The organism is Pseudomonas sp. MF6747 (assembly GCF_963890955.1).
Lineage (GTDB): Bacteria > Pseudomonadota > Gammaproteobacteria > Pseudomonadales > Pseudomonadaceae > Aquipseudomonas.
Map to the genome: position 1 here is coordinate 73,771 of NZ_CAWPSZ010000002.1, position 17,737 is coordinate 91,507.

Sequence of the window (17,737 nt, forward strand, 5' to 3'; positions counted from 1 at the left end):
ATAAATTGATTAGGCATGTAGATTTACCTCAACGCCTCCGGTTGCCGCCGGGGGCGTTTTCATTTCAGGCATGGATTTCCCAGCTCAGGGAAACAAAGGGCAAGAAGTCGCTATCGAGGCAAGCGCGTGCATCTTCGTAGGCGTCTATTTGTTGGCCTTCGTCTACGATGATTGCCCGGGGGGCTTGGCAGGGAACTGACAATGTGCACCAGATGCCGTCTGCCCATCGCATCACCATCACGTCCCGATTCAGGCGTTTTTGCTCAGTGCGGTAGCGTTCGAAGCGCTGCATCCACCGAGGCGTGAATCCGACTGTTCTGAGTACAGAAAAGGGCTGCAAAATGGCCTTATTGGCGACTCGATTTTTCATGCTGCCACCTGGTCGCGAGCCTCTATGCGACTTCGTGCCCATGTTTGGATTTCAGATAAAACCCAAGCTACGGGTGCACCGCGAGCGTTGCTGTTGCTCAGTTTGACAGGCAGGGGAAAGCCGCTATCTGTGCGCTGCATGAGTTTGTAGATGGTGGAACGCTTCATGCCCACGATCCGCTCGACCTCGGGCATACGGATCAATGTCGAAGATGCGTCAAAGATGGGGTTTTGAATGGTTGGGCTAAAGCCAGGGAGTTCGGTGGTAGAGGCTTTCATAGGTCTTGCTCTCGACTGGTTAGGACTGAGAGCAATGATCTAGGTCGAGGTCGGAGGTGAGCAGTTCACTTCCAATTGAAATCCGATTGAAATTTCTGGCTTACAGTACGAAATAGCGTTTGAGAATAGCCTCAACTCTTTTGCGAGATAAGGATTTTTCGGTCTCAAGTGCAATCCACTCAGGCCTTTGTTTTGGAGGGTTTGCGACCTCACGCTGTAGCCAGGCATGTACCTTCGTTGCGACGTTACGTTTGGGCATCCCCGCTGCGCGGTAGTGATGTCCCTGTTTAACTATCGCGGCGTCTCGAACGCTAATCTCATCGTTACGCTCCATCCCGCTAATGAGGCCGCCTTTTTTGCGGATGGCATTTCTGATCGCTCGTTCGGCGATGGGTATTAGTTCATCGTCGGCCAGGCAGTGTAGGGATGTGATCGGTTTGAGATAGAGGGCGTAATCATCAAGTGTTTGAATGCGCTCATCCGGATCGATCTGCATCTCGACGAACTGGCAGTAGAGAGCCCTCGGCCAGTCGGTGGGAGCTTCAGAGGCATGAGACCAAGCCTCTTGATCAGCTGTCTGCATCCAGTTGGCTAACGTTTCCAGCGCTTTTACGGCACAAGCCATGATGTATGCAGAATGAGCATCACGCTCTGATGCCGAGTAGCAATTGCTGTACAGGCGGACCCAATGCGCGAGGCGTGCACTAGTGTCGGTGGAGGCATACTGAAAAATTGTCTCCTCATGGATCGTCGTCTGAATGCACATGCTGGCAAGATCTTTGTTGATATCGTCACCATGAATGCGCAGAAAGCATTGGTCGATCAAACGGCAGGCGTCAGCGACCTGCTCACGGCAGAGGTCATAGAGCGGTTGCGTAGAGAGATAACTGAACAAGCCTCGGCTTAACGCCAAATGCAAAATGAGTTGGTGATCATTCATTGCCAACTGTCTCAGGCACCGTGTAACGGGGAGTCCCGCGCCCTGCATTCAAAGCGAGTAGCCAGCGAAAGCCGTTTTGTAGGCGCAGGTTTAGACCGCTTGCCCACAGCAGGCGTGTAAAGACTTTGGCGTTACACGCAAGGGCAGTGTTACATCGCATGTACGTTAAGCTGCTGAACTGTGTAACGGGTGTGAAAGCCAATGAATTCGGGCACTTGGCGATGGGCGTTACACGAGTAACACCCGTTACACCGGTTTTAGAGCGGGGTTGGGTATGTGCTCTCATACTGTCTTTCCAAATTGCCCCTGCACGACATTTCCACTCACTAGGGCATCAAGGTGATCGGAGTACCACTGCATCATCACTCTGCGCTGAGGCAGGTACACCGCTTTGTTATAGACCCCGGCAATCCCCTCCTTTGCATGAGAGAGCTGGGCCTCAATGTGATTCTCATCGAAACCCTGCTCATTGAGTATTGTGCTCGCGATGTGACGAAAGCCGTGGCCTGTTTGCCGACCGGCATACCCCAGTCTGCGGAGTGCCATCAGAAAGACGGTGTTGCTACGGGGGATTGTCCTGTCTTTCCTGCCGGGAAATAGTAGAGGGTACCCACCTGTCAGTGTCCGTAACTCCGTGAGTGCTTCGACTGCCTGTCGAGAGAGAGGCACTACATGTTCGCGTCGACGCTTCATTCGTTCGGCAGGGATCGTCCATAACTTTTTGGAGAGATCGATTTCTGACCAGCGTGCTTCTCGAATCTCGCTCGGACGCGATGCTAATAAGGAAAGCAAGCGAAGCCCTATACGAACGTCCTTTGCGTGAGGGTAGGAGTTGATCGCTCGAAGTAGCGCAGGCAGTTCTTCAATCGAAACGTGTGCATAGTTTTCAGCGCTACGTGACTGCAGGAATTTGCTGAGACCTTCAAGGGGGTTGTGGACGGCTCGTCCTGTTACGCGGGCCAGGTCATAGATCTCTTTGCAAAAGGCGCGAACTCGGCCCATTTGCTCAATGATCCCCTTCTGCTCCATGCCGCGTAGAAACTCCATCCACTCCAGGGGCAGTATTTCTGTGTATACGCGTTTGCCGAACACGGGGAACACGTGAAGCTCCAGTGCGCCAAGCACTCGTCGAGACGTACCTGACTCCCAGCTTTTGCGTCTGGCCTCAAACCACTCACGGCCTAACGCCTCAAAAGTGTTGTTAGCAGCGACCTGGTCTGCAACCCTCCGAGCTTGTTTGCTCACCAATGGATTTTTGCCGGTCGATGCATCTTCCCGCAGTTGGGCTGCTTTCTGTCTCGCCAAAGAACCACTGATTTCCGGGTATCCGCCGAGGCCTAACCAAGACCATTTACCGTCTGGCTTTTTATAGCGCAGCTCCCACGATTTTTGCCCGTTAGGTTTTACCCGGAAGTACAGACCATTCCCGTCCTGCTCCCTATACGTAGCGTGCTCAGGCTCCAGGCCTGCAAGCGTGGTGTCTGCTAAGGGGCGGCGTTTGATTTCAGAGCGCTTCACTTCCTGTATGCCTCCAGTTATAGGAATCTCAAAGCATACACGTGGGCATACACGGCGGGAAGTTATAGGGGTAGACAGGGACGGATAGCCAGAAACAAGAAAGCCCGCACAGGGCGGGCTTCTTGGGGTGTTTCGTAGACTGTCTGAGACAGCCCGAGACTGCTATATGGTGCACCCGGCGGGATTCGAACCCACGACCCCTGCCTTCGGAGGGCAGTACTCTATCCAGCTGAGCTACGGATGCTTGTGCGGGCGACATCATACCCATGTCGTCCTTGGGCGTCCATGCCGGTCTTTGGCCGTTTGTGGGTAGGAATTGGCTGCACAGAGGCCCTGCGCTGGGCGCCGGTGGTCGATGGGGTGGAACGCGGCCGAATCACGCTGATCAGAAAGATTCGGCAAATGCGCCGTTTTCGTTCTTTTTTTCGAACAGACTATTGCCCTGTACCCCCATTGATCCTAGGATTCGTTTGAGATTTCAAACGCTCTGTCTCCCGTGCGCTCTTTCACTCTTGCCGCGCGCTGGGGCTGATTTCCCTGACGGCAGCCCACAAGGCGCCTTTCAACAACTCTAATTCGCTCCGCGTGCGCGCGGTGCTGTTAAGGAAAGCCGACATGCAGCTCAAAGATACCCAGTTGTTCCGCCAACAAGCCTTTATCGATGGCGCTTGGGTCGATGCGGACAACGGTCAAACCATCAAGGTCAACAACCCGGCCACGGGCGAAATTCTCGGCACCGTGCCGAAGATGGGCGCCGCCGAAACCCGCCGCGCCATCGAAGCCGCCGACAAGGCGCTGCCGGCCTGGCGTGCACTGACCGCCAAGGAGCGCGCCAACAAGCTGCGCCGTTGGTTCGAGCTGCTGATCGAAAACCAGGACGACCTCGGTCGCCTGATGACCCTGGAACAAGGCAAGCCGCTGGCCGAAGCCAAGGGCGAAATCGTCTACGCCGCTTCCTTTATCGAGTGGTTCGCCGAAGAAGCCAAGCGCATCTACGGTGATGTGATTCCCGGCCATCAGCCCGACAAGCGCCTGATCGTGATCAAGCAGCCGATTGGCGTGACCGCTGCAATTACTCCGTGGAACTTCCCGGCCGCGATGATCACCCGTAAAGCCGGCCCGGCCCTGGCCGCCGGTTGCACCATGGTGATCAAGCCGGCTTCGCAAACGCCGTTCTCGGCCCTGGCCCTGGTTGAGCTGGCGCACCGTGCCGGTATCCCTAAAGGCGTGCTCAGCGTGGTCACCGGCAGTGCCGGCGACATCGGCGGCGAGCTGACCAGCAACCCGATCGTGCGTAAATTGTCCTTCACCGGCTCCACCGAAATCGGTCGCCAGCTGATGGCCGAATGCGCCAAGGACATCAAGAAGGTCTCGCTGGAACTGGGCGGCAACGCGCCGTTTATTGTGTTCGACGACGCGGACCTGGATAAGGCCGTCGAAGGCGCGATCATTTCCAAATACCGCAACAACGGCCAGACCTGCGTCTGCGCCAACCGCCTGTACATCCAGGATTCGGTGTACGACGCGTTCGCCGAGAAACTCAAAGTGGCCGTGGCCAAACTCAAGATCGGCAACGGTCTTGAAGAAGGCACTACCACCGGCCCGCTGATCGATGAAAAAGCCGTGGCCAAGGTTCAGGAGCACATCGCTGATGCCCTGAGCAAAGGCGCCAAGCTGCTGGCCGGTGGCAAGGTGATGGAAGGCAACTTCTTCGAGCCGACCATTCTGGTCGACGTGCCGAAAAATGCCGCCGTGGCGAAGGAAGAAACCTTCGGCCCGCTGGCGCCGTTGTTCCGCTTCAAAGACGAAGCCGAAGTGATCGCGATGTCCAACGACACCGAGTTTGGCCTGGCTTCCTATTTCTACGCCCGCGACCTGGGCCGTGTGTTCCGTGTGGCTGAAGCCCTGGAATACGGCATGGTCGGCGTCAACACCGGGTTGATCTCCAACGAAGTGGCGCCGTTTGGCGGCATCAAGGCGTCGGGCCTGGGCCGTGAAGGCTCCAAGTACGGGATCGAGGATTACCTGGAAATCAAATACCTCTGCCTGGGCATCTGACCGGCAAGAGCTTGCGGCAAACGCAGAGGGCACGAGAGCGCTGACCCTTTGCGTGTTTCACACCGTTATTCGTAGTGGCCGGGAAAGCTGTGGCAGTCGATCATCGCATGCTGCCGTAGTTGCCTCCCCGCCACGTATTCCTTGGACCACGCCACCCGATGAGTGGCGAATGAGGACTTTATGAGCAAGACCAACGCATCCCTGATGAAACGCCGCGAAGCCGCTGTACCGCGCGGTGTTGGCCAGATTCACCCGATCTTCGCCGAATCCGCGAAGAACGCCACCGTGACCGACGTTGAAGGTCGTGAGTTCATCGACTTCGCCGGCGGTATCGCTGTGCTGAACACCGGCCACGTGCACCCGAAAATCATCGCCGCCGTGACCGAGCAACTGAACAAGCTGACCCACACCTGCTTCCAGGTTCTGGCCTACGAGCCTTACGTGGAACTGTGCGAAAAAATCAACGCCAAGGTGCCAGGCGACTTCGCCAAGAAAACCCTGCTGGTCACCACCGGTTCCGAAGCGGTTGAAAACGCCGTGAAGATCGCGCGTGCCGCCACGGGGCGCGCCGGCGTGATCGCCTTCACCGGCGCTTACCACGGCCGCACCATGATGACCCTGGGCCTCACCGGCAAAGTCGTGCCTTACTCGGCCGGCATGGGCCTGATGCCAGGCGGCGTGTTCCGCGCGCTGTTCCCGAACGAACTGCACGGTGTGAGCGATGACGACGCCATCGCCAGCATCGAACGCATCTTCAAAAACGATGCCGAGCCGCGTGATATCGCTGCCATCATCATCGAGCCGGTGCAGGGCGAAGGCGGTTTCTACGTCGCGCCTAAATCCTTCATGAAGCGCCTGCGCGAACTTTGCGACAAGCACGGCATCCTGCTGATCGCCGACGAAGTGCAAACCGGTGCCGGCCGTACCGGTACGTTCTTCGCCATGGAACAGATGGGCGTCGCCGCCGACCTCACCACCTTCGCCAAATCCATTGCTGGCGGCTTCCCGTTGGCCGGTGTGTGCGGCAAGGCGGAATACATGGACGCCATCGCCCCAGGCGGCCTGGGCGGCACCTATGCCGGTAGCCCGATCGCGTGCGCCGCTGCGTTGGCGGTGATGGAAGTGTTTGAAGAAGAGCACTTGCTGGACCGCTGCAAGGCTGTCGGCGAGCGCCTGGTGACTGGCCTCAAAGCCATTCAAGCCAAATACCCGGTAATCGGTGAAGTGCGTGCCCTGGGCGCGATGATTGCGGTCGAGCTGTTCGAAGGTGGCGACAGCCACAAGCCGAACGCTGCTGCCGTCGCCTCCGTGGTGGCCAAGGCGCGTGACAAGGGCCTGATCCTGCTGTCCTGCGGCACCTACGGTAACGTGTTGCGCGTACTGGTCCCGCTGACCTCGCCGGACGAGCAGTTGGACAAAGGCTTGGCGATCATCGAAGAGTGTTTCTCCGAGCTGTAAGCGGAACCTGATTTGACCGACAGAAAAAACCCGCCTCGGCGGGTTTTTTTGTGCCCGATGCAGCACATTCAGGCCTTGTTCATTGTACGTAGGCAGCGTGATTGTCTAAGGTTGCAGCATTGCCGATGGAGCGTGCTGGATGACTGCTGTTGATTTACCGGCTGTACCCCGAGTGTTGATTGCCGAGGCGGACCCTTGGTCGCGGGATCTGCTCAAGCAAGTGCTGTTGAATGTGCGCTGCGACGCACGGCTGGATGTGTGTGCTGATGGGCAGCAAGCAGCCACGCTGTTGCGAGAAAAAACCTACGACCTGATTCTCGCGGATTGGGAGTTGCCCGGCGTCGATGGCCTGAGCCTGCTGCGCAGCGTGCGCCAGAAGCGCCGTTCGCTGCCCTTCATTCTGTTGAGCAGTCGCAATGACAGCGCCAGCGTGCGCGAAGCCTTGCCCCTGGCGCCGACGGCGTACCTGACCAAACCACTGAACATGGAAGGCCTGACCCAGCGCCTGCAAGACCTGCTGCTCAACGAAGGCGAAAGCGTGTACTGCGAAATTGCGCCGCTGGCGCCGGGCATGACGTTGCCGGTGTTCCTGGAGCGCCGCCGCGAAGCCTCTGACGGCGCGCCGTTGCGGGTTGATGTAAAAAACGCCGTGGCGCACAGCCTCACGCCGGATGGCCTGGACCTCGAACGCCTGGAAGACCAGGTGCGCATGGACCCGCAAATAACGGCCGTATTGATCGCCGCCGCCAACAGCGCCGGTCATCACGGCACGCCGGTACAAACCCTGTCGGCCGCGCTGCACACACTGGCGGCCGGGCAGAGCATGAACCTGATTCTGGGCCTGGCCCTCAAGCACAACGTAGTGCTGGGCGACCCGGCGCTGGTGGCCTATGCCGAGCGCCACTGGCAACTGTCCCAAGACACCGCCGACTATGCCCGCCGCCTGGCGCGCATGCTGGAGCTGGACCACGAGCGCTGCTACAGCGCCGGCATCCTGCACCGGTTGGGCGACTTGGCGTTATTGCGTTGCCTGGAAGACTGGCGCCAGGGCGGCGGGGCGTTGGATGACGAAGCCATTGGCGAGTCTCTGGATACCTACGGTGCGGCCTATGGGTCGGCATTGCGCACACGTTGGCGCTTGCCGTTGGAGCTACGCCAGTTGATCGCGTCGATTTATTCACTCGAAGGTGGGGTGTATTCGCGAGAATCGCTGGTGATGAACCTGGCGGCGCAGATGGCGCGCTTGACCGAGCGTGAAGGGTTGGAAGAGCTGGCCAGCAGCAAAACGGCGCGCTTGCTGAGGGTCGGGTTGTCGGAGTTGACTCGGGTACGCAAGGCCTAGCCAGCAACGGGGCCGCGTGTGGGAGCCAGCCCGCTCCCATCGTTTGAGCGGCGTTAACTCGCTATGACGCGGTTCTTGCCTTGGCGTTTGGCCTCGTACATTGCCGCATCAGCGCGCGCAAACAGGCCGTCCAGAGACGCATCTTCTTCGCGCAGGGTGGCCAGTCCCTGGCTGACGGTGACGGTGAATTGCCGCCCTTCATAGCTGAAACTCAGCGCCTGGATTTCCTTGCCCAACCGCTCGGCCACTTGCAACGCCATGTGCGGCGCACAACCGGGCAGCACCGCGGCGAATTCTTCGCCACCGATGCGCCCGAACAGGTCGCCACGGCGCAGTACGCTGCGACCGCTCTCGGCGATACGCCGCAACACCTGATCGCCCTCCAGGTGGCCGTAACTGTCGTTGACCTCTTTGAAGTCGTCAATGTCCAGCAACAGGAACGCCAGCGGTGTGCCCTGAGCGCAAGCGCTGTCGAAGGCCAGGTTGGCGCATTCGAAAAAGTGCCTGCGATTGCTGCTCTGGGTCAGTACGTCGGTGGTGGCGAGTCGGTGCAGTTCCAACTCCATTTGTTTCTTTTCGGTGATGTCTTCGGCCATGCCGACCACGATCACCGGCTTGCCGGGCTCGACCTGCTGGTTGATATAGCATTTGTCGCTCAGCCAGCGAATCTGCCCGTCGGCGGTAATGATGCGGTACTCGCGGTCCTCCACGGCGCCTTGCTCCAACACGCGGGCGAGGCTGTATTCAGCGTAATCGAGGTCTTCGGGGTGAATGCTGTTGCGCCATTCGCGGTGGTCGGCCAATAGCAGACCGGCCGAACGGCCAAACACTCGCTCGTAGGCCGGGCTCACGTACAGCACTTGGCGCGTTTCCCAGTCGATGGCCCACAGCACGGCATTCACGCTGACCAGCAGTGAGCTGAGCAGTTGCTCGCGCTCACTCAGCCGCTCGACTTCACCCTGGGCGTGCATGAGCGCCAACAAGGTTGCCGCCGCAGCCGGGCGGGCAGGCTCAGCTGTGGGGGCATCGGGCAAGTAAGGCTTTTCGTGGACCATCGGTACAACTCTCTCTGGGCGCGCCGCAGGATGGAGCAGCGGTCACTACAAGGGGTCACCATGATGGCGAAGTGTTCTTTGAGAGAGGGGAATTGCGGTGAAGTTCCGTGAACAGCCTGACTAAGAAATGACGTCAGAAACCGGTTGTAGGCCGATTTTCGTGGTGAATAGGCTGGTTTTAGTGATTAGTTTTACGGCGGCGAGGGTGCCCCTTGTGGCGAGGGGCTTGCTGTGGCGAGCAGGTTTGCCACAGCAAGCCCGCCTGCCAGGGCCAACCCCGCCGCCTTCGGCCAGCCCGCTCGTACGAGCGGGCTGTGAATGCCTGATTAGACCGCTGCAGGACGCAGCGAGTAGGTCTTCAGTTGGTGGGCAAAATCGCGCAGGGACTGAATGCCGCTGGCCTCGGCCTCGTGCACCCATTCCTTGATCGCTGCCAGCATGTCGTGGCCATTGGAGCTGGTTTTCAGCCAGATCTGCTGCAGCGCCAGGCGCTTCTCGTAGATCACGGTGAGCGCATGGCTGTGTTCCAGCAGGCTCTGGATACGCACGTGGTGGCGGTCATCGAGCAAGCTGGTTTCACGCGACAGCAGGCGTTTGGCCCGGTGGAACTGGTGACGCACCGAGTGATCGACCTTTTCCAGCTCTTGCTTGACCAGCGGGCCGATTACCAACTTGCGGTACTGGGCCATGATCTGGAAGCGGTTGTTGAGGATCGCCATGGCGGTGTCCATGTCCAGATGGCCTTTGCCTTCGACACGGTGGGCGATGGGGGCAACGCGCTGCACCTTGGCCAGGCGCAGGAAGCTGAAGACTTTGATCCACGCCCAACCCAGGTCGAACTCCCACTTCTTCACCGACAGCTTGGCCGAATTGGGGTAGGTGTGGTGATTGTTGTGCAGCTCTTCGCCGCCGACGATGATGCCCCACGGCACCAGGTTGGTCGCCGCGTCACGGCATTCGAAGTTGCGATAGCCCACGGCATGCCCCAGGCCGTTGATCACGCCGGCAGCCCAGAACGGAATCCACATCATCTGGATCGCCCAGATGGTGATGCCGATGGTGCCGAACAGCAGCAGGTCGATGACGCCCATGATCGCCACGCCCAGCAGCGGGTAAGGCGTATAGATTTTGCGCTCGATCCAGTCGTCCGGGCAGTTCTTGCCGTAGATGCGCAGGGTCTCCGGGTTTTCGGCTTCGGCGCGGTACAGCTCGGCGCCTTTGCGCAACACGGTGGACAGGCCTTTGACGACCGGGCTGTGCGGGTCGTCGACGGTTTCGCATTTGGCGTGGTGTTTGCGGTGGATGGCGGTCCACTCGCGGGTGTTCTGCGCCGTGGTCAGCCACAGCCAGAAGCGGAAGAAGTGTTTCAGGCCGGCATTGAGCTCCAGGGAGCGATGGGCTGAATAGCGGTGCAGATAAACCGTGACCCCAACGATGGTCACGTGGGTCATCAACAGAGTGACTGCCACCAGTTGCCAGGCTGACAAGTCAAGAAAACCGTTGTACCACATAGGCTGTATGGCCCTCAGATAAAGAAAAAAGCAGCTCACGCATTATCACTAAGCCTACAGAGAAAACCAGCCGCCCTTTCAGATAGAAGTGACTGGATGTTTCTTATTCTATAATCCGCAGCCTTTGTAGGGCGATTTTGTTTTTTGGTAAGGATTACTGACCATATGCTGTTTTCATACCGAGGTGCCCTGCGTGTGGGGCTGGTATACCTGCTGGTTTCCATTGCGTGGCTCCAGCTCAGCCATCATCTATTGATCGACTTTCTCGATGACCCTTGGGAATTGGAGCGCTGGCTGCAGGTGCGCGGCTATGTCTGGGTGGGGCTCAGCGCGCTGACCCTGTCGCTGATTTGCGCCCGTTTTGCCCGTGCTCACCAGCTGCAGCAGCCACTGAAAGAAAACCGCGAGCGCCTGCGCCAGGCGGCTGCCGTGTTCGATTGCACCCGCGAAGGCGTGCTGGTCACCGACGCCCAGGGGCTGATCGTGCACGTCAATCGGGCGTTTATCGAGATCACCGGCTATCGCCGCGAAGATGTCATGGGCGAGCGACCAAGCTTGTTCAAGTCCGGGCGCCATTCGTCGAATTTTTATCAACAGATGTTCCAGACCCTGGAACGCACTGGCGAATGGAGCGGCGAAATCTGGAACCGGCGCAAAAGCGGCGAAATTTATCCACAGTGGCAAACCATCCGCGTCATCCAGGATGACCAAGGCAAGGTCAGCCATTACGTCGCGGTGTTTTCCGATATCAGCGCAATCAAGGATTCCGAGCACGAACTGGCGCACCTGGCCCATCACGACCCGCTCACAGACCTGCCCAACCGCTTGCTGTTCACCGACCGCGCCGAGCAGGCGCTGGCCTCGGCGCAAGTGCACAAACGCGGCTGTGCCTTGCTGTTGCTGGACCTGGATCACTTCAAGATCATCAACGACAGCCTCGGCCATAACGTCGGCGACCAGTTGCTCAAAGCGGTCGGCGAGCGGCTCAAGGGCCTGTTCGGCCCCGGCGTGACCCTGGCGCGCCTGGGCGGCGACGAGTTCGCCGTGCTCGCCGAAAGTTGTCCACAGGTGGTGCAGGCCGCCGCGCTGGCCCAGCGCATGCTCGATGCGATGAAGCAGCCGTTCATCTTTGACGGCCATCAACTGTTTATCAGCGCCAGCATCGGTATCAGCCTGTTCCCCAGCGATGCCCTGAGCGCCCAGCAGTTGCTGCGCAATGCCGATTCCGCGCTGTTCAAGGCCAAGAGTGCCGGGCGCGAAAGCTACGCGCTGTACACCGAAGAGCTGACCGCCCATGCACAGAACCGCGTGGAAATCGCCAGTGAACTGCGCCGCGCCCTCGACCAGCACGAGCTGCGCGTGTATTACCAGCCGGTCCACCACCTGCAGGGCAGCCGCCTGATCGGCGTCGAAGCGCTGGTGCGTTGGCAGCATCCGGAGCGCGGTCTGGTGCCACCCGGCGATTTCATCCCCATCGCCGAACGTACCGGGCTGATTGCCGACATCGACGCCTGGGTCATGGACCAGGCCTGCCGCCAGATGTGCCAATGGCTGGACGATGGCGCGCCGTTGAGTTTTATCGCGGTGAATGTCTCCAGCCGGCTGTTTGCCCGGCGCGAGCTGTACGAGCAAGTCGCCCAGGTGCTGCACGCCACCGGCCTCGATCCGGCGTTTCTTGAGTTGGAGGTCACCGAAAGCGCGGTAATGGATGATCCGGAAGTTGCCCTTGAGCAGCTGCACCGCCTGCGAGAGCTGGGCTTGCGCCTGGCCATCGACGATTTTGGCACCGGCTATTCGTCACTGCTGCGCCTCAAGCGCCTGCCGGTGCAGAAGCTCAAGATCGACCAGGGTTTTGTTGCCGGGCTGCCATGGGATGAGGACGATGCGGCGATTGTGCGCGTGGTGATCGCCCTGGCGAAAAGCATGGGCATGCAGGTGCACGCCGAAGGCATCGAGCAAGTGGAACAGGCGCGGTTCTTGTTGGAGCAGGCATGCGATATGGGGCAGGGGTACTGGTTTGGGCGGCCGATGCCGGCACAGGAGATTGATTGGCAGCGGGCACCTGCTATCCGATAGGCAAACCTCGGTCAATGTGGGAGCCGGGCTTGCCCGCGATGAGGGCCTTTCAGGCGAAATATTTCGTACCTGACGCACCGCCATCGCGGGCAAGCCCGGCTCCCACAGGGTTAAGCAGCGCCTGGGTATCAGTATTTTCATTACCAAAACCTTCGCAACCCCACGTCCTGCCAGAAAATTCTTTCTGGTTATATAAACATTCTTAAATAGTATTTTTAAGAATATCCGCGCTTATCTACTATCGCCCTCACGCCGCAAGCAGTGCCGCCACTGCCAGGCACTATTCATTTCAGGAGCGAGACCATGAGCGCATCTCTACGTAGCGTCGACGGCCAGGACGAAGCAGCCATTTTGCGTGAGATCCAGAGCGCCTTGCGCGACCTGCGGTTTGGCGCGGTGGAAATCACTGTGCATAACGCCCAAGTGGTCCAGATCGAACGCAAGGAAAAATTCCGTTTGCAGAACCCGGGTAACAAACCGAGCTGAGCAACAACGGCGATTCGCATGCTAGACCCGCAACTATAAGAAAAAGCCAACACCCCAGAATTTCAGGAGCCTTCTATGTCGTCGATTCGCCGTTACGCCCTGGCCGCACTGGCCAGTGCCGTGTTTGCCGGTTCCGCTGTTGCCAAAGACTATGAGTTGCTCAACGTCTCGTATGACCCGACCCGTGAGCTGTACCAGGACTATAACGCTGAGTTCACCACCTTCTGGAAACAGTCCCACCCCGGCGACAACGTCAAGATCCAGCAATCACACGGTGGTTCGGGCAAGCAAGGCCGTGCGGTGATCGACGGCCTGCGCGCCGATGTGGTGACCCTGGCCCTGGCCGGCGACATCGACGAAATCGCCAAATTGGGCAAGACCCTGCCGGAGAACTGGCAAACCCGCCTGCCGGACGCCAGCACCCCGTACACCTCGACCATCGTGTTTCTGGTGCGCAAGGGCAACCCTAAAGGCATCAAGGATTGGGGCGACCTGATCAAGAAAGACGTTTCCGTCATCACCCCGAACCCGAAAACCTCCGGCGGCGCCCGCTGGAACTTCCTCGCTGCCTGGGCCTATGGCCTGAAAGCCGGCGGCAGCGAAGCCAAGGCCCAGGAATACGTGAAGGAGCTGTTCAAGCACGTGCCGATCCTCGACACCGGCGCTCGCGGTTCGACCATCACCTTCGTCAACAACGGTCAGGGTGACGTGTTGCTGGCCTGGGAAAACGAAGCGTTCCTGGCGCTGAAAGAAGACGGCGGCGCCGACAAGTTCGACATCGTTGTACCTTCGCTGTCGATCCTCGCCGAGCCGCCAGTGGCCGTGGTCGACAAGAACGCCGAGAAAAAGGGCAACACCGAAATCGCCACCGAATACCTCAAGCACCTGTACAGCCCGGCTGGCCAGGAGATTGCGGCGAAAAACTTCTACCGCCCACGCGATGAGAAAGTCGCCGCCAAATACGCCCAGCAGTTCCCGAAACTGGACCTGGTGACTATCGACAAAGACTTCGGCGGCTGGAAAACTGCCCAACCGAAATTCTTCAATGACGGTGGCGTGTTCGACCAGATCTACTCGGCGCAGTAAGCCAAATTAAACTGTAGGAGCCTGATTTTCTGTAGGCGCTGGGCTTCTGTAGGAGCTGGCTTGCCTGCGATGCAGGCACCGCGGTGTGTCTGACACACCGAGGTGCCTGCATCGCGGGCAAGCCCGGCTCCCACAGTAAAACCAGCCCCCACAGAGAGTGCGCTCCTACAGTGGTTTCTACCCTTTAACCAAGGACTCTTATGTCGCGTCGTATTTCCCCCGTCATACCCGGCTTCGGGCTGACGCTGGGCTACACCGTGGTGTACCTCAGCCTGATCGTACTCATCCCCCTGGCGGCGATGTTTGTACATGCCGCTCAACTCACTTGGGATCAGTTCTGGAACATCATCTCGGCACCGCGTGTGCTGGCGGCGTTGAAACTGAGCTTCGGCACGGCGCTGTATGCCGCCATCATCAACGGCGTGATCGGCACGCTGCTGGCCTGGGTGTTGGTGCGCTACACCTTCCCCGGCCGCAAAATCATCGATGCGATGATCGACCTGCCTTTCGCCCTGCCCACCGCCGTCGCCGGTATCGCACTGACTGCGCTCTACACCCCCACCGGCCTGGTCGGCCAGTTCGCCGCGGACCTGGGCTTCAAAATCGCTTACACCCCGCTGGGCATCACCCTGGCGCTGACCTTCGTCACGCTGCCATTCGTGGTGCGCACGGTGCAGCCGGTGTTGGCCGATATCCCCCGGGAAATCGAAGAAGCCGCCGCCTGCCTGGGCGCCAAGCCATTGCAGGTGTTCCGCTACATCCTCGTGCCTGCGTTGCTGCCCGCCTGGCTGACCGGCTTCGCGCTGGCCTTCGCCCGAGGCGTTGGTGAATACGGCTCGGTGATTTTCATCGCGGGCAACATGCCGATGAAAACCGAAATCCTGCCGCTGCTGATCATGGTCAAGCTCGACCAGTACGACTACCACGGCGCCACCTCCATCGGTGTGCTGATGCTGGTGGTTTCCTTTGTTTTGCTGCTGCTGATCAACTTGCTGCAGCGGCGCATCGAACACCCATAAGGAGGCGCGGAACATGTCCCAATCGTCTATTTCCGCCGCGTCTTCGGCCAACGCCGCCCGTCGTGGCAGCGCAGTGTCGCGACGCATCCTGATCAGCCTCGGCTGGCTGGTGTTCTTCCTGTTCCTGCTGCTGCCGCTGTTTATCGTGGTGTCCCAGGGTTTGAAGAACGGCCTTGGCGCGTTCTTCACCGCGATCCTGGAACCCGATGCGCTGTCGGCACTGAAGCTGACGGTGATCGCCGTGGTGATTTCGGTGCCGCTCAACGTGGTGTTCGGCGTCAGCGCCGCCTGGTGCGTGAGCAAATACTCGTTCCGTGGCAAGAGCATCCTGGTCACGCTGATCGACCTGCCGTTCTCGGTGTCGCCGGTGATCGCCGGTCTGGTCTACGTGCTGATGTTCGGCGCCCAGGGCTTCTTCGGCCCGTGGCTGCAAGATCACGACATCCAGATCGTCTTCGCCTTGCCGGGCATTGTGCTGGCGACCATCTTCGTGACGGTGCCGTTCGTGGCCCGTGAACTGATCCCGCTGATGCAGGAGCAGGGCACCCAGGAAGAAGAGGCCGCGCGCCTGCTCGGTGCCAATGGCTGGCAGATGTTCTGGCATGTGACCGTGCCGAACATCAAATGGGGCCTGATCTACGGCGTGGTGCTGTGTACCGCACGGGCGATGGGTGAGTTCGGCGCGGTGTCGGTGGTGTCCGGCCACATTCGCGGCGTGACCAACACCCTGCCGCTGCACGTCGAGATCCTCTACAACGAATACAACCACGTTGCCGCGTTTGCCGTCGCGAGCCTGTTGCTGATCCTGGCGCTCTTCATCCTGCTGCTCAAGCAGTGGAGCGAGAACCGTATCAACCGCCTGCGCAAAAGCGCCGGTGAGGAATAAGTCATGTCGATTGAAGTCCGTAATGTCAGCAAGAATTTCAACGCCTTCAAGGCCCTGAACAGCATCAATCTGGACATCCAGAGTGGCGAGCTGGTGGCGTTGCTGGGCCCGTCCGGCTGCGGCAAGACCACCTTACTGCGCATCATTGCCGGCCTGGAAACTCCGGATGACGGCAGCATCGTGTTCCACGGTGAAGACGTGTCCGGCCACGACGTGCGTGATCGCAACGTGGGGTTTGTGTTCCAGCACTACGCGCTGTTCCGCCACATGACCGTGTTCGACAACGTCGCGTTCGGCCTGCGCATGAAACCGAAAAACCAGCGCCCGACCGAAAGCCAGATCGCGGTCAAAGTCCACGAGCTGCTGAACATGGTGCAACTCGACTGGTTGTCCGATCGCTACCCGGAACAACTCTCCGGCGGCCAGCGCCAGCGTATCGCCCTGGCTCGCGCGTTGGCGGTAGAACCTAAAGTGCTGCTGCTGGATGAACCGTTCGGCGCCCTGGATGCCAAGGTCCGTAAAGAGCTGCGCCGCTGGCTGGCGCGCCTGCACGAAGACATCAACCTGACCTCGGTGTTCGTGACCCACGACCAGGAAGAAGCCATGGAAGTGGCGGACCGCATCGTGGTGATGAACAAGGGCGTGATCGAGCAGATCGGCTCACCGGGCGAAGTCTACGAGAACCCGGCCAGCGATTTTGTGTACCACTTCCTGGGTGATTCCAACCGCCTGCATTTGGGTGAAGACAAGCACGTGCTGTTCCGCCCGCATGAAGTGTCGTTGTCGCGCCATGAACTGGAAGATCACCACGCGGCTGAAGTGCGTGATATTCGGCCGTTGGGCGCTACCACTCGGGTAACGCTGAAGGTCGAAGGCCAAAGCGAGCTGATCGAAGCTGAAGTGGTAAAGGACCACGACAGCCTGACGGGCCTGGCGCGTGGCGAGACCCTGTTCTTCAAGCCCAAGGTCTGGCAAAAAGCTTGAAGACACCGCAATACCCATGCGGGAGCGGGCTTGTGTGGGAGCCGCTTGCCTGCGATAGCATCACTGCGGTGTGACTGACACACCGAGGTGCCTGCATCGCAGGCAAGCCAGCTCCCACATTCAGACCTTGCTCGGCTTTAGATCGCGGCGTTCTACCGGCCCGGACCGCGCCTCAATCTGCTCCTTGAGGTCATGCCGCAACCCCAGCAAAAACGCCAACTCCGCGACCACAAACAGTGGCCCGACGATCAGCCCCGACACGTCGTCCACAAACGCGGGCTTCCTGCCCTCGTAATAGTGGCCGATAAACTGAATCACCCAGCCCACCACAAACATCCCTATGCCGCTGCTGAGCCACACCAGCGTGCTCTGCGCCGCCAACACGTGCCCGGCCCAGACCGACAAGCCCATCAGCAGCGTCATCAGCACGCCCAGCGCCAGTTCCAGGCGCAGGTAAAACCCGGCCGAGAACAACGCGAGGATCACCGCTGGAGATATCCACAAGCTGCCGACCGGCCATTCAGGACGTGAAAGCAGCACCGCCACGGCGACGACGATTAACGGGATGCCGACAAAGTGGCTGGCGATGTTGCGCGGCTCGCGGTGGTAGGCGGCGTATTGACTGAGGTGCTCGACGAGGCTTTTCATTGTTGTTCCTCCTGTAGGATGC

Annotated in this window: 16 protein-coding genes and 1 tRNA gene; 9 read left to right on the forward strand and 8 right to left on the reverse strand. The window is 59.5% G+C overall.

From position 1 onward, the window contains the following. Positions 1-64 precede the first annotated feature (64 nt). From AACW30_RS02690 to AACW30_RS02710, 5 genes are all read right to left on the reverse strand, one after another. Positions 65-370, reverse strand: coding sequence for a hypothetical protein (locus AACW30_RS02690; protein WP_200624229.1), 306 nt, complete (start codon positions 368-370; stop codon positions 65-67). Beyond that, the gene (locus tag AACW30_RS02695; RefSeq protein WP_200624230.1) at positions 367-648 is read right to left on the reverse strand and encodes a helix-turn-helix transcriptional regulator; all 282 of its coding nucleotides are present in this window, start codon (positions 646-648) and stop codon (positions 367-369) included. The genes AACW30_RS02690 and AACW30_RS02695 overlap by 4 nt, the downstream gene beginning before the upstream one ends. Positions 649-748: 100 nt before the next feature. After that, a complete protein-coding gene (locus tag AACW30_RS02700) occupies positions 749-1,588 on the reverse strand; it encodes a hypothetical protein (RefSeq protein ID WP_234452573.1) in 840 nt (279 codons plus the stop codon). A gap of 282 nt (positions 1,589-1,870) precedes the next feature. Further along, positions 1,871-3,106 carry a tyrosine-type recombinase/integrase gene (locus AACW30_RS02705; protein ID WP_200624231.1) on the reverse strand — a complete coding sequence of 412 codons (1,236 nt, stop codon included), beginning with the start codon at positions 3,104-3,106 and terminating at the stop codon, positions 1,871-1,873. A gap of 167 nt (positions 3,107-3,273) precedes the next feature. Continuing rightward, a tRNA-Arg gene (locus AACW30_RS02710) sits at positions 3,274-3,350 on the reverse strand. 371 nt (positions 3,351-3,721) lie between these two features. Between AACW30_RS02710 and gabD the strand changes: the two genes are divergently transcribed. The 3 genes from gabD to AACW30_RS02725 all read left to right on the forward strand — a co-directional run bounded on the left by gabD (position 3,722) and on the right by AACW30_RS02725 (position 7,964). Further along, positions 3,722-5,164: an NADP-dependent succinate-semialdehyde dehydrogenase gene (gabD, locus tag AACW30_RS02715; protein WP_124416146.1), complete on the forward strand. Its 1,443-nt coding sequence runs from the start codon at positions 3,722-3,724 to the stop codon at positions 5,162-5,164. Positions 5,165-5,344: 180 nt separating this feature from the next. Continuing rightward, positions 5,345-6,622, forward strand: a complete 1,278-nt coding sequence (gene gabT / locus AACW30_RS02720; protein WP_106577350.1) for a 4-aminobutyrate--2-oxoglutarate transaminase — start codon at positions 5,345-5,347, stop codon at positions 6,620-6,622. A 139-nt stretch (positions 6,623-6,761) separates the two neighbouring features. Next, positions 6,762-7,964, forward strand: coding sequence for an HDOD domain-containing protein (locus tag AACW30_RS02725; protein ID WP_119738270.1), 1,203 nt, complete (start codon positions 6,762-6,764; stop codon positions 7,962-7,964). A 53-nt stretch (positions 7,965-8,017) separates the two neighbouring features. Here the strand turns inward: AACW30_RS02725 and AACW30_RS02730 are convergent, their stop codons facing one another. Both AACW30_RS02730 and desA read right to left on the reverse strand, forming a co-directional pair. Continuing rightward, positions 8,018-9,019 (reverse strand): sensor domain-containing diguanylate cyclase, encoded by a 1,002-nt coding sequence (locus AACW30_RS02730; protein ID WP_106577352.1) that lies wholly within the window; start codon positions 9,017-9,019, stop codon positions 8,018-8,020. A gap of 326 nt (positions 9,020-9,345) precedes the next feature. After that, complete coding sequence (gene desA / locus AACW30_RS02735; RefSeq protein ID WP_119738268.1) at positions 9,346-10,530, reverse strand: delta-9 fatty acid desaturase DesA; 1,185 nt, start codon at positions 10,528-10,530, stop codon at positions 9,346-9,348. Between the two features lie 165 nt (positions 10,531-10,695). Between desA and dibA the strand changes: the two genes are divergently transcribed. The 6 genes from dibA to AACW30_RS02765 all read left to right on the forward strand — a co-directional run bounded on the left by dibA (position 10,696) and on the right by AACW30_RS02765 (position 17,067). Next, positions 10,696-12,606 carry a phosphodiesterase DibA gene (gene dibA / locus AACW30_RS02740; RefSeq protein WP_200624232.1) on the forward strand — a complete coding sequence of 637 codons (1,911 nt, stop codon included), beginning with the start codon at positions 10,696-10,698 and terminating at the stop codon, positions 12,604-12,606. Positions 12,607-12,909: 303 nt separating this feature from the next. Beyond that, complete coding sequence (gene oscA, locus AACW30_RS02745; RefSeq protein ID WP_003170956.1) at positions 12,910-13,092, forward strand: sulfur starvation response protein OscA; 183 nt, start codon at positions 12,910-12,912, stop codon at positions 13,090-13,092. A gap of 75 nt (positions 13,093-13,167) precedes the next feature. Beyond that, the gene (locus AACW30_RS02750) at positions 13,168-14,178 is read left to right on the forward strand and encodes a sulfate ABC transporter substrate-binding protein (RefSeq protein WP_106577355.1); all 1,011 of its coding nucleotides are present in this window, start codon (positions 13,168-13,170) and stop codon (positions 14,176-14,178) included. A gap of 200 nt (positions 14,179-14,378) precedes the next feature. After that, the gene (gene cysT, locus AACW30_RS02755; RefSeq protein WP_003218141.1) at positions 14,379-15,197 is read left to right on the forward strand and encodes a sulfate ABC transporter permease subunit CysT; all 819 of its coding nucleotides are present in this window, start codon (positions 14,379-14,381) and stop codon (positions 15,195-15,197) included. Between the two features lie 13 nt (positions 15,198-15,210). Continuing rightward, positions 15,211-16,083: a sulfate ABC transporter permease subunit CysW gene (gene cysW, locus AACW30_RS02760; RefSeq protein ID WP_003218139.1), complete on the forward strand. Its 873-nt coding sequence runs from the start codon at positions 15,211-15,213 to the stop codon at positions 16,081-16,083. A 3-nt stretch (positions 16,084-16,086) separates the two neighbouring features. Next, positions 16,087-17,067 (forward strand): sulfate/molybdate ABC transporter ATP-binding protein, encoded by a 981-nt coding sequence (locus AACW30_RS02765; RefSeq protein ID WP_177042302.1) that lies wholly within the window; start codon positions 16,087-16,089, stop codon positions 17,065-17,067. Positions 17,068-17,187: 120 nt separating this feature from the next. Here the strand turns inward: AACW30_RS02765 and AACW30_RS02770 are convergent, their stop codons facing one another. Continuing rightward, positions 17,188-17,715, reverse strand: a complete 528-nt coding sequence (locus tag AACW30_RS02770) for an Mpo1 family 2-hydroxy fatty acid dioxygenase (protein WP_200624233.1) — start codon at positions 17,713-17,715, stop codon at positions 17,188-17,190. Positions 17,716-17,737 lie beyond the last annotated feature (22 nt).